Here is a 24,951-nt window from a genome sequence, read left to right on the forward strand (position 1 = left end):
CTGATTTTGACAGAACGGGTAATGGTGTCTTTTGCCGTCACCGTTTTACCCAGGCTGCTTACCCAGCCACGGAACACATCGGTGGCGCCATTCGGGTATTTGATTTTGTACGCCAGCACGGTACCGTCATCAAACCAGCGAACCAGATCCTGCTGCCCGCTCTCGGCAGGTTTCCAGGCCAGCGTAAAACTGGCCTCCCCCGCCGATTTCTGCCCCTGCGCGGTAGCAGTCCAGTCGGCATCTTCGTCGTCCAGATAGGTGTCGTCGTTTGATTCGGCAGTCAGTTCACCGGGCTGCAGGTCTTTAATCTTTGCCAGGCGCGTCCAGTCAACATCCGATAATGGATTGGCGAAGGGGTTACCCGATCCGGAATAAATCCAGAGCGTGGTGGTGGCACCCTTTACCGGCGCCAGTGGGTTTGGTGTAGTCATTACGTCCTCACATTTCGTAAGTAATGGAATATTTCAGATCAGCCGAACTCCACAGCCCAAGATCGTCATCGCGCTGGTAGTCATACCCCTGCTGCACCATGTTATTGATCAGCAGAGAAAGTCCTGGCACATTGCCAAGCACCGGATAAATACGTGACTCCATCCAGTCATCGAGCTCGGAATCGGGTACCTGCGCCGGTAAAAAGATTTCGATATGCAGCGTGGCCTGCCAGATATCAGCATCCAGTTCTTCGCCGGTATACCCGGCATCCGTCAGGAAGACAGCGACCGCCGGAAAATCCCCCTCCTCCAGTACCGCTGGACGTCCGTCAAAATAGAGTGCGTCTTTACCAATATGGCTCTCCAGCGCATCAATAATGGCCTTTCTAATATCAGTGTGTTTCATCGTTTCAGAATCAGCCTGAGTTGGTTTTTAAGGGATGCCCGAAGTTCTTTGGGCATATCCGATTCCATGAGCTTCGGCAGCTCATCTTTAAATGCGGTCGTCAGTGGCGCTGCCAGTGGAATGCTGACCACTTCAATCGGGTAGCGGGGTCTGGATGTCCGTCGCATCACATGCCATCGGCCATTCTTCAGTTGTTGAATAAAACCACCAGGGAAACGAAAAGGGCCAATTCGCAACACGCTATTGGCCCCTTTTTTGTCCCGTTTTCTGCGGGATAACCGTACGCTGGCGGTACCGAGCTTTATCGCGGGCAGGTTGCCCCGGTTCACGCGAATCATTGCCATCGGCTTTTTCGCCGTGGCGCGTTTTATCCTGGCGCGTTGTTTTACCAGCTTGCGTGGCACCCGCGTATCTTTCGAGACAACGGCAACGCTTCTACTGACTGCCCGGGTGGCGACACGGTTAACAGCCTGCGCTGAGGCACGCGGAACCGCCGTATTGCTGATACTGTTCAGGTTTGCTATAGCCTGTTCAAGCCCTTTTAAAGACATAGTTTCCCCTTAACGGCGTCGGGTTGCTGTGGGAGGAGAACCCGTACCGAGCCAGACATGGCAGGATCCGCAGTCATCAGGGCCAATACGATCAACCCAGAAAGGTTTTCCGTTAATATCCAGCGTATCCAGCCGCGCCAGCTGCACAATCGTTGCTGATTTCACAAACAGCGACGGGCTGGTCCCCTCGACACGGATGCCGGGTGTGGCGTAACCGATATTTTCCGGATCATCGAAAACACCACTCAACGTGACGCCAGAAATAGCGCCGGACGTTACTGTTGCAGAAGTCCCCATAACCTGCCGAATAGTGTCATCGGCCTGTGTTATTGCAGCATCAAAAAGGTTATCGAAATCAGCCACACAGCCCCCTGTTAGTGCTCGCGGACCAGCCCAAGTGCAACCAGGCTGTCCGCATCCGCTTCTGTCACGCGGATCACGGTCCCCGCCTCCACAATAGATACCCGTTCATCGCGGGTCGCGTGCAGCGCCTCAATGTGCAGCGTGACCAGCGTTTCGACTGCCGTCAGCGCGTCATCTGTTCTACCGCTTAATACAGTATCCACTGGCGGCACGGGGTCTACGGCGCCGGTGGATGCACTACCATCACTCACGCCACCATTTTCAACACTATCGGTATCCGTGCCTTCATCCAGTTCTTCCTCCAGCTCCGCAATGCGCATAGAGAGCTCCTGAATGGTGCCACTGGTATTCACTTCCCGACCAAGCTGCGCGCCAAGCTCATTAAGCCGCGCAATCAACTTTTCTTTTTCTGTCATAAGAACAACTCCGGAACAGGGCCCCGCAGGGCCACAGAATGGACATCAGGCGAGTTTGACAGACACGAACGCATCCGGGTCAGCCAGCAGCATCAGTGGTGCAGACTGGATCATGGTGAACTCACGCGCCGGATCGCCTGTCTGTACCCAGTTTTTCGGATAACGCGTGGAAGCGTTAATGCCTTCACGCTGGGCATCAACATCCTGAATGCAGCCGTAGGTGCGCAAACCGCGCGCCTGGGTATTACCCAGCACCATGCTCAAATCCGGCAGGTAGTTCTTTTTGGTGTCGTCTTCAATGTATTGCCCGGAGTAAACGACGATGGCCACATCGCCATACATTCCCTTATAGGAGACCGCTTCCCCCAGATCTTTCAGCGCCGTTTCCAGTTCAGAGTTAGAACCGCGACGGGTGTCGAGCTTCTCTTTTACCGCTTTGAATGAACGGAACAACGCCCAGCCCTTCGGATCAAAGACGATAATATTGACCACGCCGCTGGCGTTCAGCGCATAGGTTTCAATATCGTCAGTAGGGTCATAGGTTTCTTTGTCGCGGGTGCTCCAGGCCGCAGCACCTGCCTGGATGATGTTGTTTCCGGCACTGCGTCCCATATCCACCTCAACCGGTTCAAACGCTTCGCCGGTCATGGTGTATTTACCGTTGAGAACAGCAGCCACAGCCTGTTTCTCTTCCACCTGAGCAATCGCCAGTTCTTCATCCTTCATGTTCTGCAGGATTATGCGACGGCGGCGGTAGGCCGGGTCAGCCAGATTTTGCGGGTCTTCATCCGGCAGGCGGCGCAGCGTCATCTGCGGGTTTACCTCGTGCTTGGGCTTGACGTAACCCGGCGTAAACTCTGATGTTGCGCCACCACGGGAGCGGATAACCTTGCCGGAAATAACAGGAGAGACGTACAGCGCCATGTTGACCATGCCCGGGATTTGCGACAGATACACCTTCTCGGTGCTGAAGGGGTAGCTTTCACGGAAGAAAATACGCAGGAAAAGCGGATCGAATTTGAATTTCTTCTCATTGACCGCCAGCAGTTGGGCAGTTGTGTAAATTGACATAGATGTTTCCCGTAAAAAAAAGCCGCGAAGGCGGCTTCTGTGGATGATGGTTAGTGTTAAGTCGGATGTCAGACGATACTGATGGCTGTACCTGCGAATGCGTTGCGTTTGATGTGTTCATCTGTCACCGCATCCGGCCAGAGCACATCTTCAATACGGAAAGAGCCGGACTTATAGAATGCCAGCTCAGTGCTGCTCTGGTCCGAGGAAACAGCCAGAATGCCACAGGCAGCCCCAGCATGCTGGCCATCCCAGACGGTCAGCTTGCCAGAAGTGGCATCCAGCATCAGAGGCGTCATCGCCGGTACTGCTTTCGTCAGTTCACCGGGTGCATAACCGGTATGCGCCGGATCACTGTTCCCGAGGGGCTGATTGTGCGTAAATTGTTCAGTGTTAGACATGTTGACCTCTTAAACAGGCGTATTTAACAAATCGTCACCCGCCTCAGCAGAAGCGTTACCTGCCGTGACGGTGCCGGGTGCGGTTTCCATCAGACGATCCAGCGCAGTATCCGTGCGCGCCAGAGCACTCTGAGGTGCTGCGGCAAGAATGCGCTGGGCACTTTCCACGGTCATTCCCGGCGTTTCTGCCAGCGCACGCGCCTGTGATTCACGCCCTTTCGCCTCTTCACAGTTCAGGATCCCCATAATGCGACCGTTTTCGGCTGCGACCGCCGCTGCCACCTGGCTGCTGATATCAACAGTTGCGCCCGCGGCAGGGTCAGTAACGACCACAGCAGGCGCGTCAACGGTGGTCACGGTCTGGTCAGCAGATGCTGCTGGTTGAGTGGTATCTGCGGATGCAGTAGTACCTTTCATGCTTCCTCCTCGGGAAATCATCGTTCGTTTATTAATTGCATCGCGCATAACGTTCAGCGCATCCATGTTGTTGACCAGCTGCTCCGCCAGGCCGTTGTCTACTGATTCCTGGCCTGAAAACACAGCTGCTTCAGTATCAAGAACGGCCTGAACCGACATGCCGGTATAACCTGCCACCTTTTCAGCGAACATCTGCCGGGTAGCGTCGATACGCGCCTGAAAATCTGCACGTACCTCTTTGGGTAATTTCTCGTAGGGGTTCCCGTCCACCTTGTGATCGCCGCTGTAAATCAGCGTGACCTCAACGCCGCTGGTTTTAAGGGCAGCGCCGTAATTGCTGTGGGCCATCATGACCCCGATGGATCCCGTTCTGGCCGTCTGCGTCACAAGCCGACGCGATGCCGCACTGGCAATCAGCTGGCCAGCGCTGCAGTTCATATCGTTGGCTAACGCCCATATGGGTTTGATATCCCGCATGCGGGCGATGATGTCCGCACAGTCAAAGGCACCCGCCACCATTCCACCTGGCGTATCCATATCCAGAAGAATGCCGTCTACACCCGGATCGCTGATTGCCTGCTGGAGGCGGGCGATGATGCCGTTGTACCCCGTCATCCCCGAATACGGCTGGAGTGAGCGGGTTTTACTGACCAGCGTCCCGGAAACCGGCAGCACCGCGATACCATCAGTGACCTGGTAGCTTCGCGCCGGCTTTGGCCCCATGTCCTCATCATCACCAAAGAGTGCCAGCGGTTCAGCCATCTGCTCTGCGCCAAGCGTAACGCCCGACACGGTGTCGGTCAGACGGGTGATACCTAACTGACCAGCGAGCGCGCAAAAGAAAACCCGCGCATAGGCGGGTTCAAGTAAAAGTGGCTCATTGAAGGCCATACTGGCAATGTGCGGGAGATTACGCAGCTCTGGCGTCATCGGTCCCCTCCTCATTCGATTTTTTCAGTCCAGACTCAAAGGCCGAAGCCGCCCACGCTGGCGGTTTAAGTCCCGCTGCGCGGCGCTCCATCGTTTCGCGAACCTGCTGGGCAAAGATTTCCTGATAATCTTCCCCGCGTTTGGCGCATTCCTTCTCATAGGTGCTCAGCCCCGCCTCAATGAGCATGACAGCCTCCTGCACCTCCTTCAGACCGTCAATGGCCATTCTCCCGGAGCCGATCCAGTCTGCATTTCCCCAGGCGCTTCTCGCCTCCTGAAAACTGAATCGGGCTTTAGACGGTAGTGTCACCACCCGGCGAACAATGGCCTCTTCCAGCCAGCATAAAAACATCTGACAGGCCTGGCGGGAGGCAACAAATTTGCGGCGCCCCATAAAGTACGCCCAGGACTCGTTAGCACTCGCGCGGGCGGTGGAATAACTCATCTGCGAATAGTTGCGAGAGAGTTGCTCATACGACACACCCAGCCCTGCAGCAATGTAGCGCAGCAGAGATTGTTCAAACGTCGAATAGCCGTTATCAGTATCCTGCGCTGACTGAAGATTCAGGGAGTCGCCCGGCATCAGATGCGGCACCTTCGCGCCGCCGAGACGAACCGGCGCCGCGGTATAGTACGAGGCCATCTCCCCCAGCCAGCCAGTCATCTTGCTTTGCTGCTCTTTACTGTCTGAGCCGAGAATAAAGTCCATCGCAGTTTGCGTATCCAGCTCACTTTCAATCGTGGCGGCATACATCGCCTTGACAATCGCACTCTGGAGCTGCGTATTTTGCAGTGTATCGAGCATTTTCATTTGCTCCATGACGCTGTAAAACACGTTAGCACCGCGTGTCTGCCCATCTTCCAGGGGTTCAAATACGTGGATAAAGGAAGGCCGGCCGCCGGGCAGTTCACGCGGGATGTAGGTCCACTTCTGCGCCATCCACCCCGGATAGCCATCCTCGCTGACGTAATATCCCAGCGCGGCGCCACTGTCATTTGTTCTGACACCTGCCCGACAGTTTCGCGTGTCTCCGGCATTATTGGGGTTGCTGATGCGTTTTGGGCTCACCATCTTGAACTGTGTGCGGAAAAGACGCGTGGAATCACTGTCCCAGGTGGCCTGTGCACATAACTCACCGTTAAACGCATGCATGGAAACACCCTCGCGGATCATCATGGTGAATGTACGCTTACGTTCCGCATCAATGCAGCAGCAATCGTCCTCCGCAAATTCTTTCCAGGCCGCCTCAACTTCACGGGAGAACGCCCGGGCCTCTTCCTCTCCAATGCCCAGAAAACGCCAACTGGGGCGATAACTGAGCCGGAAAAATGACCCGACAATGTGGTCCTGATGGAGCTGTACCGCGTTTGCCGCATAGCCGTTATTGCGGACCAGGTCGTCAGCGCGCGCGTTACCACGGGAAAAATTAGGCAATAACGCAGCATCTGCGCTTTCACTCGGTGGGTTCCAGGCGCGGAGCTGACCGCCAAAGCCACCAGCACCGCCATGATATCCGGCATAATCCCGCAGAGCGGTTTTACCGTCCGGTCCTAACAAAGCAGGTGTTTTCATGCGTAAAATCCTGCCGGTCCCCGGCGTCGTGGAGTGGTGCCAACCTGTGACTCAAGTTCGGCAATGTATTTTTTCAGGTCACTGACGGAGGTCGCGGTGAACTCAACCCGCCGGCCGTCTTTTTGCACCGTTGCCACCCGCTTTCCCATCATGAGATCGTGCAACGCAGCGCGGGCGGCATCCAGATCAGTCTGTGTCGCCATTATTCATCTCCAGATAATGCCCTGGCATAATCAGCCAGGGTTTTGTTATTGGTCCGGTTCCCCTCTTCCTCCAGCAGGCTCGCGAGCAGTGAATCAAGATTCAGTTGCCATCGCGAAATACTGATCCGCAGGGCCGCCAGCGCGTACACGAAGCAGTCCAGCGCCTCATTTCGTCGCTTTTTGCTGTCCCAGACGATTTTCTTACGCCCGTCCACCCATTTTTCAACCTGCTCCTCAGCAGTAAGCTGCTGTGCCTCAGCCAGATCGTAAATTTCGGGGTTATTGGGGAAATGCACGGCACCGGCAAGAGGATCACTCCCTTCCGGCTGAAGTGTGAAGCGGTTATAAATCTGCTCCTTTGCGGTATCAGTCCCCACTTCCGTCAGATAAACGCCGTTCTTGTTGCGTTTGCGCGGCATATTCGCCACAGGCTTGCCGTAAACGGAAGCCCCTTTAATTGGGATCACGCGAAACAGACCATGCTTTTTTGAGCGATTGTAGACAATGGTGGGGTCAATACCGCCGATATCCCAGCAGATACGGGATACCGACATTTCCACGCCATTCTTTCGGAGATAGGTTTTGTTAATCGCCTCGTCCACCCTGACGAGGGTCGCTTCATCATCATGACGGCCCATAATGATCTGCCGGTCAATCAGCCAGCTTTCCTCACCGGGCCCCCATCCCCAGACGCGCATTTCATATCGATCCAGTTGGGAGTCGATCCCGGCTGTCAGATAAGCAACACGCTCCGGTACGGATGCCCCGAAGAACTCTTTGCGTTCGGCCATGAGCTCCGCGTCAGGCCGTTCACCAATTTTAGGCTCCCATGTTTCGCCCAGAGTGGTGTTCACGAAGGTTTTACGCTTTCCTGTATCCCCTTTCGTTTTTAGCCAGTCTTTAACGATCTGAACCCAGGTGGTAAACGGGCTGTATGCCGTCCAGATGTGAAACGTCACGCTGTCTGGCGGGTCGATTTCGGTGCCTGTTGATGAAAACCAGGATAAACCGTCGCGCGTCCAGATCCCGGTGGTGTCGCAGATGTAACGAGCTTCAGTGAAATCCAGCTCCTGCTGCTTAATGACGCAGGCATTATGTTCACACAGGTAAAAGACGCTGGAGGGTTCGCCCGGTGTCCATTTCAGCCCGAACGGGGTCTCTTTGTCGCCGAATTTAAGGTACTGCTCTTCACCACAGTGCGGACAGGCAACATGAAAACGCATGAAATGCCCGGACTCGCTGGCAGCACGCTCAATCTGGCAGGTCCCCTTTGTTTTTGGCGTTGAGCCGCGAATAGATTTGGGCCAGACAGACCCCTCAATACGTTTATCACCCAGGAACGTCGGGGATCCCTCTTTCTCAATATCTTCATCGAATGCCGCCAGTTCATCGTAACCGGCGACATCGACCGATTTCTCACGATAGTTTTTCGCCGCTTTACCACCCAGACACCAGAACCCGCGACCGTTGGAGAAGCGTTTCATACTGAGCGTATTGTCCCGGTGCTTTTTTCCATACCAGGGGGCCAGCGCCAGAAGTGACGGAATATCGCGAATCGTCGGCTCAACATGCGACTTCATAAAGTTTTCGGCGTCACCATCAGTAGGCAGCCAGATAAGGGAATTTCGCTGCTTGTGCTGAATAAAATACGCATAAACACCCAGCAACATTTTTGAATAGCCAACACGGGCAGACTTAACAACGTTGACCTCACGTATGTAATCGTTACCCATCGCATTCATGATCGCGCGTTGAAATGGCAACGTTTCCCAGCGCCCTTCCTGGTAGGCCGACTCTTTGGGGAGATAGTAATTATCGTCTGCCCATTCAACCGCCGTTTGCGGCTCAGGTCGGTACAGCGAAAGTAGACCCGCGCGCGCAGAGTGCTGCAGCCCCTTAACCTGACTGTTCGATATATTCACTCAGCAACCCCGGTATTATTTCATCCAGCGCAGCTGCTTTGTTCATGGCTTTAATGATGTCCTTCTTGAGGAAATCAATATGTCGGTTTTCCAGCTCCGGGAAGCGCCGCTGAACCGACAGAGGAACTCCATCAAGAATGCTGGCTACTTCTCCGGCCATCCGCGACAGCACGAACGTGCAGAATGCGGTTTCCACCACCTCAGCGGAATCTTTTGCATTTTTTAGTTCCTGGGCATCTGCCTGCGCTCGGGTGAGGCGGTGACGCTCATAGTCAATCGTACCAGGCTGAAGGTCGGATTCCGATGCAAGACGAAGGTCTTCCACCTCCTTCCGTAATTTCTCATTCTCAATCGCCGCGTCGCGTGCGGAATACCATTCGATAGCCGCGGAAGATTCATAGAGGACCTCATTACCTTTTCCACCGCCACGTGCTACAGGCATTCCCTGATCCTGCCAGTTCTGAATGGTTCGCACGCTGACCCCAAATATTTCAGAAAGCCGCTTTTTGTTGACCTCCATAGCCCACTCCATGCACAAAAACAGAGAAAGGAAACGCCCTCTGGCTATTTAACCGTTTTTAAGGCTTATCGTTTCCTTTCTTTTCAGGGGGTGTTTTCAGTTAAAACAATGAATTAGCGAGAAGAAGAACGGAAATGGCAAATGCCTGAAAATTTTCATAAATAGCGAGAATCTGCGAGGTCGCCGCCCCGTAACAGGCCGGATCGCCGGAAAGGACCCGCGAACGATATTAATTATCATTTACATGCCATCATCAACGACACTGCTGCCAGATAACACCACCAGGGCAGCATTCCATCATGCTGCCCTACGTGAGCCTGTCGCACGGCAAAACCGTGAACTGTCCAACTTTATAGGGTCAGTCCATATGCGAGGCTTGTTAATTAGATAGGATTGAATGCTATGCAATGTATTTTCAGATTTTCTCTTCTTGATTCAAAGTCACTCATTAAACTCTCAAACACTTCAACAGCACTAACACCCTCCTCAGAGGTGAAAGTATCAGAACCGGAATATTCGAGTAACTTTTCACCCGTTAATGAGTCATAAGCGACCCATGAAAAAAACCAGTATTTTTTAATGTTCATTGCCCCTCCGCTCTCTGGAGTAGCATATATAGCATTATCGCAGGCACTCAGTGAATACCTGCGGTAATGCCAAGGGTAATGACAATAAAAAACCGCCCGGAGGCGGTCGCTCAACTGAAAAAATTCATCAATATGCCAATCGCAACGTTGAGGCCCCCACCTAAAGCCAGTGAGCCAAAACCAACAACAAGCAGTGCAGCGCCTTTTCTGGCGTTAAATCTATCTATAGCCACTGCCATTCCATTTTTAAGCGCCGCATCTACAGTAGCGCTTAAGCGGCCTGCATTATTCCATTTCGGGTTTTCGCTAATTTCTTTTATCTCGCCAAGAGCTTTCTCGTGTGCATTAAGAACATCAGCAATCAACCCGATTAATGACTTCACCCTAAAGGCGAGTACGATTGAGCCAAATGTTAAAAGTGCGGAAGCTATAATCTTTACTAATCCTTCGTGAGCAATCATCCAAGTGAACATATCCCCTCCTATAAAGGATAGGATTTTATCATCACAATAGTTAATTAGCTCAACAAACCATTATCAAGCCCACCCGCAGATGAGCTTTGGAATGGCTTATTCAGTTGGCTGAATATCGAGGTAATATTCTTTGCCCTGCTCAAACTGTTCGAATGCTGCTGGGTTGGAGATGTGTATCTGCAACAGACCGCCAGGTGTGTACTTTGACCAGGTTTTGTTTTCTGGGGTATCTGTGGTCACAGGGCTCATGTGGATTGTGCGGTGTGAATCGTCTTCTGCTTTCTGGATGAAGTGACAACGAAATTTTGCGCGAACGGTCATTTGGATACCTCAATTAGCAAAAAGCCCCGCTATTGCGAGGCTACGGGATTGTTATTTGACTCTCTCACCGAGTCGTAAATGCGTTCACATGTCACTCCGGCGGCATAGCGTTCGTCAGCGATTCCAGCATATCGCTGAGCTTCTGCTGCAATATCTCCGAGCATGTTGGCGAGCATTCCGGCAGTGGTGTCGGTTGTTTTGCTTCTGACGGCAGCGGCAAGATCTGCGGTGTGCTTTGCGGCGTCCAGGCGGGCGGCAAGCTTTGTTGCTTCGGTGCGCAACTGGCTAACAGTGGCAGACAGGCCAGCAGCAGTGGCAGCAGATTTAGCGGCTTGTGCTTGTGCATCTTTTACAGCCTCATCACGGGCAATTATGCGCCCTTGTTCAATCCAGCGTGCGGCAGTCTGCGCGTTTGCTTCCTGTGAAGATTCCATGCTATTACGGTCAGCCCACTTCTTTTGCCAGCCCCGCTCACTCCAGACGTTCCCAGCAAGAAATGCACCAGCCAACATCAGCAAAACAATGATTGTTTTCCACCGCGCCTTAACAAAAGCAAAGACAGCTGTCATACCAGCAACGCCGCCCGCGCTTTGTTATAACGACTATTTCTGTCGGCCAGTCCATTCTGGCCACCGTTAATGATCTGCGTTACACGGACAACATCACCTGAATACATCAAGCAACCACGTAATGTGAAATACCAGGCAGCAGAACGAGCTGCATGCTTCTCCTCTGTCAGCAACTCTGGTGTGCTGATCAGATCAAGCTTCAGCGCCGCACCGCATTTGGCGTAGTTCTCGCGGCCAGTGATTTGAATCAGGCCACGACCGCGATATTTCCAGCCGTCACCCTGGCTGTTATTCCCCATGCGGTCACCATAAACCAGATTGGCTATTTGCGGCTGGTGGGCCACCTGCTTACCATCTACACGCCCCAGCATTTCACACTGATACGGCGTCAGGCGTTTACCAAAGGTTTTCTTCAGCCCGTCTACCGAGTAGTTGAAGCTCTCGACCAGCGAGGTAAAACCAGCAGATTCATGCCCAACTTGTGCAATGAACATGGCCTGATCGTTAACTGCTGTGATTCCAAACTCTTTCATTGCAGCATCAATGTGCGGAAACCAGCGTGCAGAAAGCCCGGCGCTGATACCAGCCGCCTGCTGAAATTGTGATTGGTTCATTATTGCCTCAGATGATCAACCAGGCGTGCCACGTTGCCTCTGACGGCAACCAGCACAGACAGGAAAATAATGTTGGCCCCGATAGTGGCCCACGATGAATAAGGATAGATACCGCACAGATATGCCAGCGGAACGGCGCTGTAGATGACCGTAAGCAGCCACGCTAAGCGAGAAATCCATGGTCGATGTCGAGATTCGCCGCGACGATAAAACATCAGGGTCAGCACTACCCCAGTGCAAAGCAGCGCGTTGATTGTTGCAGACGGGTCATTTAGTACCACCTGAACCTCCCCGGCGCGTTATCAGCGCCACCAGCGAGCCGACATCCTGGTTGTTCAGGAACGTCAGAATTTTGACAGCTAAAGCCGAAACGATTACGGCACCGATGGCATCCAGAGGCTTATCACTGTAACCAGTCCAGTCAGCCAGCTTTGAACCCACCAGCCCAGAGCAGATTATCCCGGCGATGTAAGACACGACAAAATACGCCAGCCGACGTGCTGCGCTAAGGTCCGCAGCCGTTGCAATGTAAAATACAGCTCCGGCAAATGCGCCAAACACCACGCCATAATCGGTTCCGGACAGAAATCCATAGACGCTGGCTCCCGTCAGGACACCACCAGCCAGACCAGTACCGGAAATCGGATCAGACATTTAGCCCCCTCTTTATTGCTGTGAGTCCTCTCAGGAATGAGGGGAATAAAAAAGGCCGCCATATGGCAGCCTGATTAACCTATTAATATTGTGCTACTTTCTTAATTCGTTTTTTTGATCTTCAAGCCAATCATCATCGCCTCTCAATTTAGCGACGCGGCCTTCAACGTTAGTTAATGGCTTATAAGCTGCATATTTACCAATTGCACGAGCTGAGTGTTCCCCTGCGACTCGGTAATTTTGAAAGTCTAATTCAAGTCCGTGTTGCTCTGCTCTCATGCGAATGTAACCACGTAGCATATTCTCACGAAAACGGAACCAGGCAGGACGATTCCCTAATGCAGGTATGATGATACAGCCAAAAGCTGGTTTTTTTAGCGCACTAAACTTCCGTTCAAATGTGGATTTATCTAGTGGGTTCACATCGAGAGACTTGCATATTTTGACGTAGGATTCTGAAATGTGCGTTTTATGGCGAGTGAGGTCCGCCATATCTGACATTGCCCAAATTATATGTTTATACGACTCATCACGCCCTTCAGTTGCATCAGTATAGCTTTGCCTTAATGTCTCTGACACCGAATCAATTGCATCATTTAACCCTTTGATAAATAGTGAGTAATCAATAACATTAAATTCTCTCATTGAGCTTTGACAGGTTAAAAGAATTTTCTCACAAATCAAGTGAATGTAGTTTGGAAAGCCATCGCTAAGACCTGCAATTTTATAACGAACAGATTCTTCAACGGATAAGCCGAACTCGTCAAAAGCATTGTCAATGATTTGGAAGCGCCCATTCCAAGGCAAACTATCAAGATGGACCTGATGAATCTGGCGTTCGCTGGATTTATGTCCACCAATTAATGTTACTAGTGAGTCACCAATTCCAGTGAAAATCAATTTAACTTCACATGCCTGATCACCTAATTGCTTGATAAGTGAACCAAACTTCTGTCGCTCTACGTCTGACTCTATCTGGTCAAACTCATCAATTACAATATATGGAACTTTAGAGTGTACTGTTGTTAAAAACTGTAATGCGCGAACAGCGGCGGAAACCGAATCAATATTTATTTCAGTATTATTTATTTTTTCATTTTTACCCGCATTAATGCCACCAATACCAGCGACATTCAGACCTATAGACCAGCCTTGTGTGTCCACCTTCTTATCTTGTGGGACGCCCCGCAAAATAATGTCATTCATTACACTAGAGAATGTGGATTCTTTTTCACAACCAACCAATATTGGGTCGTTCTCTTCCTGAAGCTTAAATGCGACAGTTTGAGCTAATGATGTTTTTCCTACACCTCGATCACCATAAATAAATGCATGCCTGCCAGTTGCGTAAAGTGCCAGTTCCAGATCAGTAACATGCTTTTCACGGCCAAATAACAACTCCATTGAAACAACAGGACCTGTTGGCCGCAAAACCTTATGCAGCTTATGCATAAAGTCTCGCAAAGAGAGACCGCCACAAAGCATTTTTATTCTCCAGAATTTAGTTTCGAAAACTATACCATTAATTTTTCTTGGTAGTCTTTCCTGAAAGCAAAAAACCCGCTCAATGGCGGGTTCTTAATGTTGTGTTGCTCAGTTCGCTTTAACGCCCCGAGCCTACCACAATTTAAGCACTTTCTTGCTCACTATGCAACTTAAATCTGTCGCTATTTGTGCCGAATGCGTCACAAACTGGAGCGTACAGGATCGATTCTGCCAGACTTAGCCAAGTGTCAATGCGTCGACGACAGGTGATCAGCGGCCAGTCAGGATGTTTAGCCTGCAATTCATTGGCCATCTGCAGCTTGCTCTTGCGTAGGCGATGGCGATCGACAATCACGCTATAGAGTGATCGGTAATCATCATTCATCAGTACAGACGCAATGACACCATCCACTAACAACCCTTCTTCGTCTGAACAGAACGCCAGGCCGCTTTTATTTTTGCTGTCGAGGATTTCACGCAGGTACGCTTCAAGTTCAGGCTTGGTGATCCCTGATTTCTTCATACGGCGCAGCGCATCATTGATAGCTGTCTTGGTGATTTTTCCTGATGCCAGTAGCTGGTTAAACATGTTCCCACCACTACCACTGCCGATGTAAGACCAACGGCCCCACATGCGCAACTTACCCTGTATCCAGATGCTTTCCAGAGTACGAAGACGAACCATTTCACCAGATTTACCAACTTCAGAAGGATTAATCATTTAGCGTTCTCCACTTACGCCAGTACGCCGATTGCCAGCGCACGATCTATAATCCGAAACACCAGGACCAGCTGGTCACCGTATTTCGATTCAAATGCCACAGGATCAGCATGCAACTCGTCGTGATGCTCTCTGCACAGAGGAATCACAAACAGGTCGTGTGCCTTTGTACCCATTCCACCCTGCCCGTGGCCAATCAGGTGGTGGGGGTCGTCAGCCTGCTTGTTACAGCAGACGCACGGTTGGGCCTTAACCCATCTCGTGTATTTCTCATTCACCCAGCGGCGACGCTTGGGTTTAAGCATGAAGGATTCCGGTGTCTCCGGGTCTACCTTCATCGCCACTATCTTTTTCGCTTTCTCCTGTACCAGTTGTTGAGCAGGTAATGTTGGAACAATATCGCTTTCACGTGTTACCGACTGGTGAGTATCTTCATTCAGACGAAGAGCTTTATGGGCTACGGCTTCAGGTATCTCATCAGCCAGGTCGTTCCTGACCATCCACCAGCAAAACTCCGGCAGCGTCAGAATGTGGTCCTCACTGAAACCTAATTGACCGTTTACAACCTTCAGTAGCCAAGATACCAGGTTTTCACGGGCTATACCCGCCAGACCTTCAGTGAACTGCTCACGAATTTTTAAGTCACAGCCCCAGCACGTGCGGATTGAGCCAGGCGCATGCCGGGTGATGGTGTAGTTGCGATCATGCCACTCGCTGTGCGGGTACTGACATTCCAGTTTTCTTTCGAGCCAGGCATCCAGTGAATTCAGTCCACCAGCACGATGTATTACCTTCTGATTTTCGAAGACATCACGCATCAACGGATCGTTCTGAAGCTCCTGAGCTGTCTCAGGCAGCAGACCAGACGGTAACTCAGCCATAGACTCTGCCTGTGGCTCGATAAGAACACGCCCATGTCTGAACAGATGCATCAGTTCACTGCCTGGGCGAAATATCACTACCCCCGTCATCGGTGCAACTTCAGGTGTAAGTAGAGCTCTCACTGTTACCTCAGGCTACGATGTCGATAATTTTTAGTAGTTCGCCAAACTTAGATTCGAAGAAATGTGGCTGTGTTTCTCTTGGGTTAGCTGGACTGGTGATGTTCTTCCCGTACATGCAACCTTTCGCAGTTAGCGACCAGAACTTTTTAACGCCGTTGACACCGGTGCGACTGTAGCGCTCTTTTTGCTCAACAATGCCAAGCCTGGACATCATGTGATAAACCTGATTCGCTGTGATGCGGATATTTTTTTCTTTGAGGAGAGCACTTAGTGATTGTGTCGGACGACTGGAACCGTCCAGGGCTCCTACAGGAGCATCAATAGCATAATGCGGCATTAGATCAGGTAAACCTGCTACCTGCTGGAGCTTTTGATAAGCGCCAAGTTTGGATGAGTTCGAAAGATTGAGCAGTTTTGCAGCAGATTCAAGCAAGATTACTCCAGCCTGAACACGATCGGATGCACCTGCAGATTTTCCTGATGTTTGAATGGCATCAAACGTCCTGATCACTTTCAGATTGAATGCTGCGCTAATCCACATTGCGTATGAGTAAACTAATTCACGGCAAACATATGTACCCTGCAATTTTCCGCCTCTAATAACACTTACTGGCTCAGGTACATCCGAGTTGCAAATTTGCAACTCGGTTATTAATTGCTCCGTTTGTTCATTTCGAAGCCAGAAAGCTGGCTTATGTTTATCAAGTCCACCCGCTGCTCGGTGAAGATCATTGAGGCTATAACGACCAACAACGTCACGACTTACGGATACACCATCAATTACCATCAACTGATTCATAACCTTCTCCACTTATTGAAATGCGAAGCGGACTGCACCCCACTACGCCGGTTTTCGTATTTTACAGACTTCGAAATGTGCTTGCATTGTCACCTGTATGTTTGAACAGTTATTTATAGTGATTAATATTGATTTCTACTCTTCCGGGCTTTGCTACCGGTCCCCACTCGATAGCCATCCGTTTAACCTGACTGTCGTCCTCCCAGACTCTGGCATTCGTCAGTGCGTCGAACAGCGCTTTGTTGTAGTTGTCCAGATCCCGCCGTCTGTTATCTGGCGGGAAAAGAACTATGTTTACCTCAACGTTGACGTTAACTGGTTTAGGTATACCGCCGTACTGCTCAACAACAGATGCGTAAACGTTCTTCTTGAACTTCCTACCCATCTCACTGATCAGATGCTTACCCTTTAACGCTCCACGGTCAGGGGACCGGTAATAGGTGTTAACTGTTGGCGGGAATGGCAACGTTAATTTCATGGCTGGACACCTCTCGCTTCCAGCCATGACAAGGCGCGTTCTCTTGAATCGCTATCACCGTTAATGAGTGACTTGATGATCGATATCGCGTCTACCTCATCATTTGCTGAAATAACGGTAATCCCTCTGGAAACTCCAGGCGCAACTGAGATATATCCCTTCTTCACTATGGCCTTCACATGCTCCGCTGCAGCGTTCGGTGATGAGCAACCAATCAGCCCAGCCAGTTCACATATCGTTGGAGGGAATCCAAACCGGCGCTGATAGTTCACGATCGAACCAAGTACTTCACTTTGTCTCACGGTAAGTTTGTTCACTTCAGCGCTCCTTAATCCGCTTGTTCAAAATCCCGACTTCGAGATACAAATGAGATGGCGTAAAGCCAAGCTGCTTAACCATCCCTATAGCACCGTTAAAAATTGGCCTGGCTATTTCGTCACAATTCATACCAGGATTAGCCTTGCGTTTAGCGGTAATTTCCTCGTTGCATCTTCTGGCGATGTTACGAAGCGCGTTACGTGCTTCAACGTCCTGCATAAGCCACCTCCAGCAGCGGATCAGGTTTACCAACGTAACCAGGAGACATGATTACATCAGGGTTTTCTGCCTGATTTCCCCAGTGATGCCAGCCGGGGGCCGCGCAGCGGCTGAACAACTCAATGCGTGACACATCGCCGTATAATTTCTCCAAGCGGTAACGCGCTTCTGCTGGCTTCTGACTGTGCTCGCCGAGTGGGCTGTAGATAACCTGTTTTACGCTCGCGTCCTGACGCTCAAGACCTTTCCCTCTTGTGGCAATTAGCAGATCCTCGGTATTGGCGCGGGTATGGTTGCCACCGTTCATTCGAGTCTGAGCGTTTAACAGGTCGAGGAAGTCGTAAAAGTCCTCTACTCCACCAGCCTGAAGCGCTTTGTTGATGTGCTGCTCAGCCAGTGAGTTGAACTTCACCCAGGTGAATCCCTTCATGGTCCGAACCTTAAAACCCCATGCCTCAGCAAGTTCGATCGCTTCACGGGTATGTGTACCGGTGAACCACATGGCCAGAACGGAATCTTCCGCAGCCAGCTCCCAGACAGGCAGGCGTTTTATGTCGATGAGTTTCATCGTGCCGTAATGGTTTTCCGCTGCACCATTGCTGATGGTGTTTCCGTATTCCCACGGTGGATCGGCGTAAATCAGTGAATAGTTCATTAACGGCCTCCCCAAAATCGACCAGCCAGATAGCATCCGTCTTCGGTAATAACTGCTGGCTTAGCCAGGCCAAGACAGCGCTGACGTTCTGCCAGTATTGCTGCTCGCTCTGATTCAATGGCTGATGCGCTGAACGCCTCCATGTAAATCGTCGCGGCACGGTGAAAGAGACCTTTCGACTCCAGGCCTTTCGCCGTTTCCATCAGGGCGCTGACTTCAGGAGTTGGTTCAAACACTTCGAAATGGCAATCTGCTGGCGGTTCCGCGTAGTAACGGAATTGTCGACCGTCGCGTTTACGCGTTGCCATCCCAGAACCATACAGGCGGCAAACAGTGAGTTGAAGCTGGTCCTGGCTGTATTGGGTCAGACCTTCGATGATGTCCCTGGTCGTGGAGCCGGGGTTCATGGCAATAAACATCTGGACCATTTTCAGAATGCTCATAGCTACCCCCTAAATCCTTCAGGAATGCGTGTATCGCACTCGTATTTGGATTTAAACATTGGGTCCTCTCGAACCTCATGTTTGCTCACTGACACTGATAACTTCAGAGACAACTCATCCCATTTTTCACGCAGCTTCGAAGGACTGAGAATATTTTTGCACCAGAAGGGATCACGATTTACACGACCGTACAGCTCGCAGATCTGGCGGTGATTGCGATTATCCTGAGTGCACATCAGACGAACCTCGTTAGCCCAGGAAACCCAGTTAGGTTCTTTAGGGCGAACCAGCTCACCGTCAGACTCAGCGGCTTGTTCGTACAGTCGGATAATCTTTCCCCAGATCCATTCTGCGCAGGTTAAATCTTCCTGAGTTCCCCATTGACGTTTTGCTGCACTGAAAACCACCGCTGTTGGATGACGAGACAGAAAATCATTTGGATTAACCAAAGCGTCCGGTTGCGAAGCTTCCGGACAAGAAGGGGTTTTATTCTCTGTAGTACTCTCTGTTGTATTCTCTGTAAGATCATCAGTGCATTTTGACCTGATGACAGCGGTTCGTTTTGAACTGATGGAGTGTGTCACTTTGACCTCTTCCATCGTGTCATTTTGACCTGATGGAAGAGCGCATTTTGACCTCTTCGATTCGGTCACTTTGACTTCATCTAAAAGCTCGCTTTCATAGTTGATTGTGTAGAAGTTGGTCATGTCGCGTTGGGACTTGTTCAGTTGCTCAATTTTGAGCACACCGAGTGTCTTCAGGCGGGTGAAGGTACGCTTCAGGGTCGACTCAGACCAGAACGGGAACTGCTCCAGCCACTGTTCTGTCGTGTTGTAAATCCAGCGAACACCATCACTTTCCATGCCCGATTTGGTTTCTTGCAGCCAGTAATTAATCTGCTGCAAAGCAATCGCCTCATTCAGGCCAATGCTGTATGCAAGGTCAGGATTTATTACTATTGGCCGGGATGTCATTAACAGGCTCATTCTGATCCTCTATTTCCCTGAATTTACGCTGAAACTGTTCGAGAGGACTGAAGCACTCATGCTCGTATCCGTCGCGCAGGTATATAACCCGTTGAGTTTCTGGCTCCCACCGGATAACCCTGACTGGGACTCCGTAGCTGTCTTTAAACCGTCTGTTGAGTGCTCGCATTCGACCTTCTCCGCCTGGCCGTTGAAATCACCTACAACCCAATCGGCAAACTGGTAGCAGACAGGCTCAAAGCATCCGGATACCATTACCCCATACACGAACTGCGCCGGACCTTTTCCACCCGGCATAGGTCGAGCAATAAGTTGCGACCTGCGGTACTGTGTTGTTACACTGTTCATGCGTTAGTTTCTCCACTGAATACGACACGCCACGACGCCAGGAGCTGCACACTCGCTGGCGTCACTTCTTTTGACGGCGGCTGAATAAGGCCACAATCGCGCGGATTTCTTCTTCACGCGCTGCCAGATGACGGCGGTGGTGTTCCTGAATTTCTTCGGCTTCATGCTTTTCAATCACTCCATCCTCAAGCGCCTTCTGGATAATCTGATCAACCTGCCCTCTTGCAGCTGCTGTACGCATTGCTCGACTGAACAAGTCAACTCGGTCCAGATCTTCCAGGCTTGGTACGTCCACCAGCAGTGCGCCGCGACGCTTGGCAAAGTAGTCGGCAACGAATGACGTGTTGGAAATGTCCTCCATCGCTTCCAGCTCAGTGACTTCAAAGAAACGACAACCGTTTTTCTCATAAAGGTTGTTATTGAATTGGGTTTCTGACATGCCTAACGCACCTGCCATAGCCTGACGGCCTCCGGGGTACGCCTTACACATCGCTTTCACTACTTCCTTCAGGGTTTGCTCTACCATCTTGTTTTTCCTTTGGTAGTTATGTTTAAGCTGCTGTGTCTGTAGACTTTTGGTAAAGGCTGGCATCGTATTTAAGCTTGCCTTTAGTGATACGTTCGATAACAAAAGCTTGCTTCTGAGGGATCACATCACCCCATCGGCACACTGCAGGATGGGAAATTCCCAAAACACTCGCGGTTTTTGATACCCCTCCGAAGTGTTCTATGACGTCAGTTTTAAGCATGGTTCCTCCTGGTTAACTCACGCCTTAAAGGTAACAAAAGGTACATTAAATAGCAAACAACAGTTACAAGGAATCAATGTAACATTGGTTACATGAAAACAGAGATGAAAGACCGAATAAGATCCCGGCGAGTCCAGCTCGATATAACTCAGCAGACCCTGGCTAAACGCCTTGGGGTGAGTAGAGTGTCCGTTACCAAATGGGAGAACGGTACAACTAAGCCTGACGGAGAAAACCTTCACCAACTAGCGATGGCTTTACAGACCACTCCTGAATGGATTCTTTACGGCAAGGGTGATGAGACTCAAGATGACACCAAAGTTATCCCATACCTGAAGCCACCTACCGCCGTTCCTATTATCTCTGCTGTTCAGGCCGGGGTATGGACTGATACCTATGCATGCTCAAGGCTTACTGATGTGATTTCATGGACTCAAACCACAGCAAACGTTTCTGATGAAGTTTTCGGATTGGTAGTTCGTGGTGAGTCAATGACTAACCCACATGGACTTCCATCAATTCCGGAGGGCTCAATCGTTATTGTTGAGCCACATTACGGACAACTTGATGACCTGTATGGGAAAATTGTCGTAGCAATACTTGATGGTTCAGCAGAAGCGACTGTGAAGAAACTTGTTTGGGATAGCCCTTACTCATATCTCATGCCGCTTAATCCCGCCTTTAAGCCGATCCCCATTGATGGCAATTGCCGCATTGTAGGAAAAGTTGTTCAGATAACGCAGAACATCTAAGTAACTCATTTCTAATGCCAGATATCATTCTGGCATTTTTTTCACCTCCAAGGTAACAAAAAGTACATTAACTTACTTGACCGTCATGGTAACTAAAGGTACATTTAAAACACACCAGACGAACCCATAGTTACATTCATCTGGTGAAGCCTCGGTATCCTGTAATGGCTGTCACTTCCCACAATTTGTGGCAGCCATCTTTTTAGGGAGCATAAGGCGGTCCCGGTAAGCATCTCGCAGGGTTCTTACCGGGACTGGAAGAGTTACCACTTGGAGACGGTCCTTTTAAATGTCCTGGACAGTGGCGCTTTGGTCGCGATAACAACCACTCCAGTTGATCCTAGGAGTTATCAGGTCAGTGAGATGCCAGCACTCTCGACGGCAGTGACAGCCGGAAGTAGACGGCGAAGCCCAGACGATATCTGAGTGGCTTTAAAAACAGATGGGAGTCGGTGGAATCCCGGCAAATGGGTTTCATGTACCGAATGAACACATGATGACGCGGGGAAAGAACCGTGACAGGAGGGAAGTAGACCCCACGAACACAACGGAAATAGCATTCAGTAGTTAACGGTCCCAGAACGTTATCTATGATTGTCGCGAATCAGAATGCTATTCCCATTGTGGCATTAGCTCAGTTGGATAGAGCAACGGCCTTCTAAGCCGTGGGTCGCAGGTTCGAACCCTGCATGCTGCACCAGAATCACATATCCATCGTGGTCCAAGGAAGTAAGAAAGCTGTGTGGAGTCTTGGCGGTACCAGTACCAACCTTTGAAGTCCCTGGTGCCGCCCTTTTTACTCAACTGAAAGCGCGTTCTGTCCCTTGTCATTAAGTGCCAGTTCGTTAAATCCAAAACCAGCGGAACGCGCTTTCAATTGAGTGGAGAAACTAACCGGCGATTGCAGTCGCCCGTTTCACTAAGTGCCTCTTCATGGGGCATTTACTGAAACGAAACCCAAACTTTTATTCGCCTTTTGGCGAGGGATTCGTGCAACCAAAATTCAGCGCCGTGCAGGGCGCATATAACACGGAGAAACTAACCATGACGACCACACAGAACGTCACTGAGTTACAACCACGTATGACCAGAGAGCAGTTGATCGATGCAGCCCGTAAAGCCGCCCCTCTCCTTCCAGCTGCTTCCCAGTGGCTGATGAATGAACTGGCGAACCGCTACGATGTTCAGGGTGTCGCACTGTGCGAGTCAATGGAGCAGCGAAAAGCACTGGCTGTTGAAAATACAGTTTTACGCGATGACGTTATCTGCTGGGCAAAAGAATGCGATCGCATCGTTGAAAGACACACAAAAACACGCAGCAACATGCACCTTCTGGAAGCCCAGCGCGAACTGCGTGAGTTAACTCCGGTAACTAATGTTGTGATGAATGAAGGGGCTAAGTGATGGCCGCCAACTCATTCAAACAGATGTCCCGTGACGGGACCATCAAGCGCACCGATACAGGGATGTTTATCAGCCTTGAACATATCCACGTGCGTGAAGGTTTCAACAAGCGTGAAGACGACGAACGTACCCGCCAGGCAGATGACGACCTGTTTAACTATCTGATGAACGGTGGCACCGTTCCTCCGCTGGAGGTTATCGCACGTGATGAAGGCGGTGTGTGGGTAGTTGAAGGCCACCGTCGTCGTCGCTGCTACGCACGTTGTGCTGAAGCTGGTAAGCCAGTAGACCGTATTCATATCATGCCGTTCAACGGTAGCGATGTGCAGCGTCTGGCTCGCATCATGACCAGTAATAACCAACTCCCCCTTTCCGATATTGAACAGGCTGCTGTTATTCAGGAGCTTCATAACGCTTTCAACCAGACCACCAGCGAGATTGCAAAGCTGGTCAATAAGTCTGTAGCGACCGTTGAGAAGTTGCTCACTCTGAGCACCGCTAATTATGACGTTCAGCAGGAAGTTAAATCTGGTGCCGTATCTGTTGATGTTGCTGTTGACCGCGTTCGCGAGTTTGGCGAACAAGCTGGTGAGGTTCTCCAGCACGATAAAGCCGTAGCCGCCGCCCAGGGAAAAACAAAGGTTACGCGCAGTTCTATCGCGCCTGAACTCAACATTAAAAGTGCTCGCCGTTTTGTGGAGTTAATGGCCATGGCGACGATTAGCGATGAAGGCGTGTTCACTTTGCAAGGCACTGCACTGGCTGAAGCCCTGTCGATAATCGACGAACATAAAACCATTGCTGAAGCTCGCGAAACCTATCGCCTTTCACAGCCAATCCCTACGACAGAGATTATCGGGAAAGTGCTGTATGTGAAGCTGGACGGTAAGGAAATCGGCTCTGCGATTATTTATCGCGGGAAGAACGTCACCTTGGATTTAGGCGATAAAAAAATAATCGCCAGCCAGTCTAAAGCAGTGGCCCACTTCGTTAAACAGCACAAACTTCAGCAGGTACATACCAATGCAAACGATCAATAACCGTATGACAGAAACTCAAATTGCTGATCTCTTCAGCCTGGCGGTTCAGTTGCAGGTTAAAGCTGAAGAATCAGATGATCGTGATACTGCCATTTTGGCCTACTCAATTCAAAACGCCTGCTCAAATTTAACGGAATCCCAGCGCGAGTTCCGGGCAGCAGACGCGACTATTCACAATCTTGAACTGAAACTCACAGACATGGCAGTACAGCTCGCTAACGCCGAGAGAAAGTGCAGGGTGCTGGCAGCGGAGAATGCGGGGCTGAAAAATTTCATCATCAACGATTGTCATGTTGCACATATCGAGTCGGAAACTTTCTACGAAGAGGAGGTTACCCGTTACGTCAGCGCCGATGGTTACGAGCCAGAAACCCCAGTCACAGACGCTTTCCTGGCTGAAGTGCGGGCGCAGGGTGTGGATGCTGCAATCGAGCATCTTAGCAAGAAGTTCGAAGGCGCAGGTCACATCGGTGTGCCTGTGATGGCTCTGGAATGGTTAGCGCAGGAAATTCGCAAAGGAGTGCAGTCATGACACGCATCCGCAACTTCGGCTGGAATCGCCTGAAACTGGCAACCCTGTCTTACGAAGAGATAAGCACCCTTGAAGAACAGGTTAAGCAGGAGCACGTCTGCAAAGACGGCATCCACATGTACGACAAAGCAGGCCGTGACAAGCTCGATGCTCTGAGTTGGGCCGTATACAACAAGCAGAAGCAGGAGGCAGCCCAATGACAGCACTCAACAAACAGGCGCTGAAGCCTGGGCTTTACGCAATCCTGTTCCGCAATAACTGGGACGGCGAAGGAGACACATACGAAATGCTGGCCAGCTTGGATGCAAACCTGAACTGGCATAACTACGAAACCGGAAAAGAGCTGTTTGAGTACGAAGGCGATGAAATTCTCAAGTCGTGGTTGCTGAATGACAGTACCACAACTGATGCGCTGGAAGCCGCAGAGAAGCGCATAGCAGAACTGGAGGCGCGGGATATCAACATCAAGCGACAAGCGCAGGCTTTATTTGAGGCAATCGCAAATCCTAATGACTGTTACATACCGGCATACGTTCGGTGCTTAAGAGAAGCGCTGAATGGGAATAGCACTGGCATTGGCGTGAAGGGAGAGTGAG

Annotated in this window: 38 protein-coding genes and 1 tRNA gene; 7 read left to right on the forward strand and 32 right to left on the reverse strand. The window is 50.8% G+C overall.

The window, feature by feature from the left end; all coding sequences use genetic code 11:
• From OGV69_RS06810 to OGV69_RS06965, 32 genes are all read right to left on the reverse strand, one after another.
• Positions 1-431, reverse strand: a 431-nt coding sequence (locus tag OGV69_RS06810) for a phage tail tube protein (RefSeq protein WP_286469215.1), incomplete at its 3' end; no start/stop codon positions are given.
• Between the two features lie 7 nt (positions 432-438).
• A complete protein-coding gene (locus OGV69_RS06815) occupies positions 439-837 on the reverse strand; it encodes a phage minor tail U family protein (protein WP_003826202.1) in 399 nt (132 codons plus the stop codon).
• A complete protein-coding gene (locus tag OGV69_RS06820) occupies positions 834-1,388 on the reverse strand; it encodes a phage tail protein (RefSeq protein WP_003034808.1) in 555 nt (184 codons plus the stop codon). The genes OGV69_RS06815 and OGV69_RS06820 overlap by 4 nt, the downstream gene beginning before the upstream one ends.
• A gap of 9 nt (positions 1,389-1,397) precedes the next feature.
• Entirely contained in the window at positions 1,398-1,751 is a 354-nt protein-coding gene (locus OGV69_RS06825; RefSeq protein WP_048216150.1) for a head-tail joining protein, read from the reverse strand.
• Positions 1,752-1,762: 11 nt separating this feature from the next.
• Entirely contained in the window at positions 1,763-2,167 is a 405-nt protein-coding gene (gpFI, locus tag OGV69_RS06830) for a DNA-packaging protein FI (RefSeq protein WP_069325476.1), read from the reverse strand.
• A gap of 45 nt (positions 2,168-2,212) precedes the next feature.
• Entirely contained in the window at positions 2,213-3,238 is a 1,026-nt protein-coding gene (locus tag OGV69_RS06835) for a major capsid protein (protein ID WP_003034798.1), read from the reverse strand.
• A 68-nt stretch (positions 3,239-3,306) separates the two neighbouring features.
• Positions 3,307-3,639, reverse strand: a complete 333-nt coding sequence (locus OGV69_RS06840; protein ID WP_048216148.1) for a head decoration protein — start codon at positions 3,637-3,639, stop codon at positions 3,307-3,309.
• 9 nt (positions 3,640-3,648) lie between these two features.
• A complete protein-coding gene (locus OGV69_RS06845; protein ID WP_048220760.1) occupies positions 3,649-4,986 on the reverse strand; it encodes a S49 family peptidase in 1,338 nt (445 codons plus the stop codon).
• On the reverse strand, positions 4,967-6,559 hold the full coding sequence (locus OGV69_RS06850) for a phage portal protein (protein ID WP_003826190.1): 1,593 nt from the start codon (positions 6,557-6,559) through the stop codon (positions 4,967-4,969). The genes OGV69_RS06845 and OGV69_RS06850 overlap by 20 nt, the downstream gene beginning before the upstream one ends.
• On the reverse strand, positions 6,556-6,762 hold the full coding sequence (locus tag OGV69_RS06855; protein ID WP_003034782.1) for a phage head-tail joining protein: 207 nt from the start codon (positions 6,760-6,762) through the stop codon (positions 6,556-6,558). The genes OGV69_RS06850 and OGV69_RS06855 overlap by 4 nt, the downstream gene beginning before the upstream one ends.
• Positions 6,762-8,684 (reverse strand): phage terminase large subunit family protein, encoded by a 1,923-nt coding sequence (locus tag OGV69_RS06860; protein WP_048220759.1) that lies wholly within the window; start codon positions 8,682-8,684, stop codon positions 6,762-6,764. Before OGV69_RS06860 ends, OGV69_RS06855 begins: the two co-directional genes overlap by 1 nt.
• A complete protein-coding gene (locus tag OGV69_RS06865) occupies positions 8,659-9,204 on the reverse strand; it encodes a terminase small subunit (protein WP_000453624.1) in 546 nt (181 codons plus the stop codon). The genes OGV69_RS06860 and OGV69_RS06865 overlap by 26 nt, the downstream gene beginning before the upstream one ends.
• Before the next feature lie 383 nt (positions 9,205-9,587).
• Positions 9,588-9,791 carry a hypothetical protein gene (locus tag OGV69_RS06870; RefSeq protein WP_069325387.1) on the reverse strand — a complete coding sequence of 68 codons (204 nt, stop codon included), beginning with the start codon at positions 9,789-9,791 and terminating at the stop codon, positions 9,588-9,590.
• Positions 9,792-9,901: 110 nt separating this feature from the next.
• The gene (locus OGV69_RS06875) at positions 9,902-10,264 is read right to left on the reverse strand and encodes a hypothetical protein (protein ID WP_069325386.1); all 363 of its coding nucleotides are present in this window, start codon (positions 10,262-10,264) and stop codon (positions 9,902-9,904) included.
• A gap of 96 nt (positions 10,265-10,360) precedes the next feature.
• Positions 10,361-10,585, reverse strand: a complete 225-nt coding sequence (locus tag OGV69_RS06880) for a hypothetical protein (RefSeq protein WP_069325385.1) — start codon at positions 10,583-10,585, stop codon at positions 10,361-10,363.
• Positions 10,586-10,614: 29 nt separating this feature from the next.
• Positions 10,615-11,154, reverse strand: coding sequence for a DUF2514 domain-containing protein (locus OGV69_RS06885; protein ID WP_069325384.1), 540 nt, complete (start codon positions 11,152-11,154; stop codon positions 10,615-10,617).
• Entirely contained in the window at positions 11,151-11,768 is a 618-nt protein-coding gene (locus tag OGV69_RS06890) for a glycoside hydrolase family 19 protein (RefSeq protein WP_069325383.1), read from the reverse strand. Before OGV69_RS06890 ends, OGV69_RS06885 begins: the two co-directional genes overlap by 4 nt.
• Positions 11,768-12,049 (reverse strand): phage holin family protein, encoded by a 282-nt coding sequence (locus OGV69_RS06895; RefSeq protein ID WP_074458562.1) that lies wholly within the window; start codon positions 12,047-12,049, stop codon positions 11,768-11,770. The genes OGV69_RS06890 and OGV69_RS06895 overlap by 1 nt, the downstream gene beginning before the upstream one ends.
• A complete protein-coding gene (locus tag OGV69_RS06900) occupies positions 12,036-12,422 on the reverse strand; it encodes a phage holin family protein (RefSeq protein WP_003833974.1) in 387 nt (128 codons plus the stop codon). The genes OGV69_RS06895 and OGV69_RS06900 overlap by 14 nt, the downstream gene beginning before the upstream one ends.
• 93 nt (positions 12,423-12,515) lie before the next feature.
• Entirely contained in the window at positions 12,516-13,907 is a 1,392-nt protein-coding gene (locus OGV69_RS06905) for an ATP-binding protein (RefSeq protein ID WP_069325382.1), read from the reverse strand.
• 142 nt (positions 13,908-14,049) lie between these two features.
• Positions 14,050-14,628, reverse strand: a complete 579-nt coding sequence (locus OGV69_RS06910) for a DUF1133 family protein (protein WP_069325381.1) — start codon at positions 14,626-14,628, stop codon at positions 14,050-14,052.
• 14 nt (positions 14,629-14,642) lie between these two features.
• A complete protein-coding gene (locus OGV69_RS06915; protein WP_069325380.1) occupies positions 14,643-15,632 on the reverse strand; it encodes a DUF968 domain-containing protein in 990 nt (329 codons plus the stop codon).
• 7 nt (positions 15,633-15,639) lie between these two features.
• On the reverse strand, positions 15,640-16,431 hold the full coding sequence (locus tag OGV69_RS06920; RefSeq protein WP_069325379.1) for a KilA-N domain-containing protein: 792 nt from the start codon (positions 16,429-16,431) through the stop codon (positions 15,640-15,642).
• A 109-nt stretch (positions 16,432-16,540) separates the two neighbouring features.
• On the reverse strand, positions 16,541-16,909 hold the full coding sequence (locus tag OGV69_RS06925; protein ID WP_008323290.1) for a RusA family crossover junction endodeoxyribonuclease: 369 nt from the start codon (positions 16,907-16,909) through the stop codon (positions 16,541-16,543).
• Positions 16,906-17,226, reverse strand: coding sequence for a LexA family protein (locus OGV69_RS06930; protein ID WP_069325378.1), 321 nt, complete (start codon positions 17,224-17,226; stop codon positions 16,906-16,908). The genes OGV69_RS06925 and OGV69_RS06930 overlap by 4 nt, the downstream gene beginning before the upstream one ends.
• A 1-nt stretch (position 17,227) precedes the next feature.
• Positions 17,228-17,446: a hypothetical protein gene (locus tag OGV69_RS06935; protein ID WP_069325377.1), complete on the reverse strand. Its 219-nt coding sequence runs from the start codon at positions 17,444-17,446 to the stop codon at positions 17,228-17,230.
• Positions 17,433-18,101 (reverse strand): MT-A70 family methyltransferase, encoded by a 669-nt coding sequence (locus OGV69_RS06940; RefSeq protein WP_069325376.1) that lies wholly within the window; start codon positions 18,099-18,101, stop codon positions 17,433-17,435. Before OGV69_RS06940 ends, OGV69_RS06935 begins: the two co-directional genes overlap by 14 nt.
• A complete protein-coding gene (locus tag OGV69_RS06945; protein WP_069325375.1) occupies positions 18,101-18,544 on the reverse strand; it encodes a hypothetical protein in 444 nt (147 codons plus the stop codon). The genes OGV69_RS06940 and OGV69_RS06945 overlap by 1 nt, the downstream gene beginning before the upstream one ends.
• Before the next feature lie 2 nt (positions 18,545-18,546).
• Positions 18,547-19,530 (reverse strand): phage replication protein O, encoded by a 984-nt coding sequence (locus OGV69_RS06950; protein WP_069325374.1) that lies wholly within the window; start codon positions 19,528-19,530, stop codon positions 18,547-18,549.
• On the reverse strand, positions 19,487-19,699 hold the full coding sequence (locus tag OGV69_RS06955; protein WP_061549227.1) for a DUF4222 domain-containing protein: 213 nt from the start codon (positions 19,697-19,699) through the stop codon (positions 19,487-19,489). The genes OGV69_RS06950 and OGV69_RS06955 overlap by 44 nt, the downstream gene beginning before the upstream one ends.
• A gap of 240 nt (positions 19,700-19,939) precedes the next feature.
• Complete coding sequence (locus OGV69_RS06960; protein ID WP_032207800.1) at positions 19,940-20,404, reverse strand: YmfL family putative regulatory protein; 465 nt, start codon at positions 20,402-20,404, stop codon at positions 19,940-19,942.
• A 25-nt stretch (positions 20,405-20,429) separates the two neighbouring features.
• On the reverse strand, positions 20,430-20,627 hold the full coding sequence (locus OGV69_RS06965; RefSeq protein WP_032207801.1) for a Cro/CI family transcriptional regulator: 198 nt from the start codon (positions 20,625-20,627) through the stop codon (positions 20,430-20,432).
• A gap of 92 nt (positions 20,628-20,719) precedes the next feature.
• Here OGV69_RS06965 and OGV69_RS06970 point away from each other — a divergent pair, with 92 nt between their 5' ends.
• From OGV69_RS06970 to OGV69_RS07000, 7 genes are all read left to right on the forward strand, one after another.
• A complete protein-coding gene (locus tag OGV69_RS06970) occupies positions 20,720-21,379 on the forward strand; it encodes a LexA family protein (RefSeq protein WP_072284236.1) in 660 nt (219 codons plus the stop codon).
• A 623-nt stretch (positions 21,380-22,002) separates the two neighbouring features.
• A tRNA-Arg gene (locus OGV69_RS06975) sits at positions 22,003-22,079 on the forward strand.
• Between the two features lie 344 nt (positions 22,080-22,423).
• On the forward strand, positions 22,424-22,783 hold the full coding sequence (locus OGV69_RS06980) for a hypothetical protein (RefSeq protein ID WP_247672854.1): 360 nt from the start codon (positions 22,424-22,426) through the stop codon (positions 22,781-22,783).
• Positions 22,783-23,823, forward strand: coding sequence for a ParB-like helix-turn-helix domain-containing protein (locus OGV69_RS06985; protein WP_069325372.1), 1,041 nt, complete (start codon positions 22,783-22,785; stop codon positions 23,821-23,823). Before OGV69_RS06980 ends, OGV69_RS06985 begins: the two co-directional genes overlap by 1 nt.
• On the forward strand, positions 23,807-24,355 hold the full coding sequence (locus tag OGV69_RS06990) for a hypothetical protein (protein WP_247672855.1): 549 nt from the start codon (positions 23,807-23,809) through the stop codon (positions 24,353-24,355). The genes OGV69_RS06985 and OGV69_RS06990 overlap by 17 nt, the downstream gene beginning before the upstream one ends.
• Positions 24,352-24,555 (forward strand): hypothetical protein, encoded by a 204-nt coding sequence (locus OGV69_RS06995; protein WP_069325371.1) that lies wholly within the window; start codon positions 24,352-24,354, stop codon positions 24,553-24,555. The genes OGV69_RS06990 and OGV69_RS06995 overlap by 4 nt, the downstream gene beginning before the upstream one ends.
• Entirely contained in the window at positions 24,552-24,950 is a 399-nt protein-coding gene (locus OGV69_RS07000; RefSeq protein ID WP_069325370.1) for a hypothetical protein, read from the forward strand. Before OGV69_RS06995 ends, OGV69_RS07000 begins: the two co-directional genes overlap by 4 nt.
• The last annotated feature ends 1 nt before the right edge of the window (position 24,951 follow it).

This window comes from Citrobacter sp. Cc139 (assembly GCF_030334645.1).
GTDB lineage: Bacteria > Pseudomonadota > Gammaproteobacteria > Enterobacterales > Enterobacteriaceae > Citrobacter > Citrobacter werkmanii.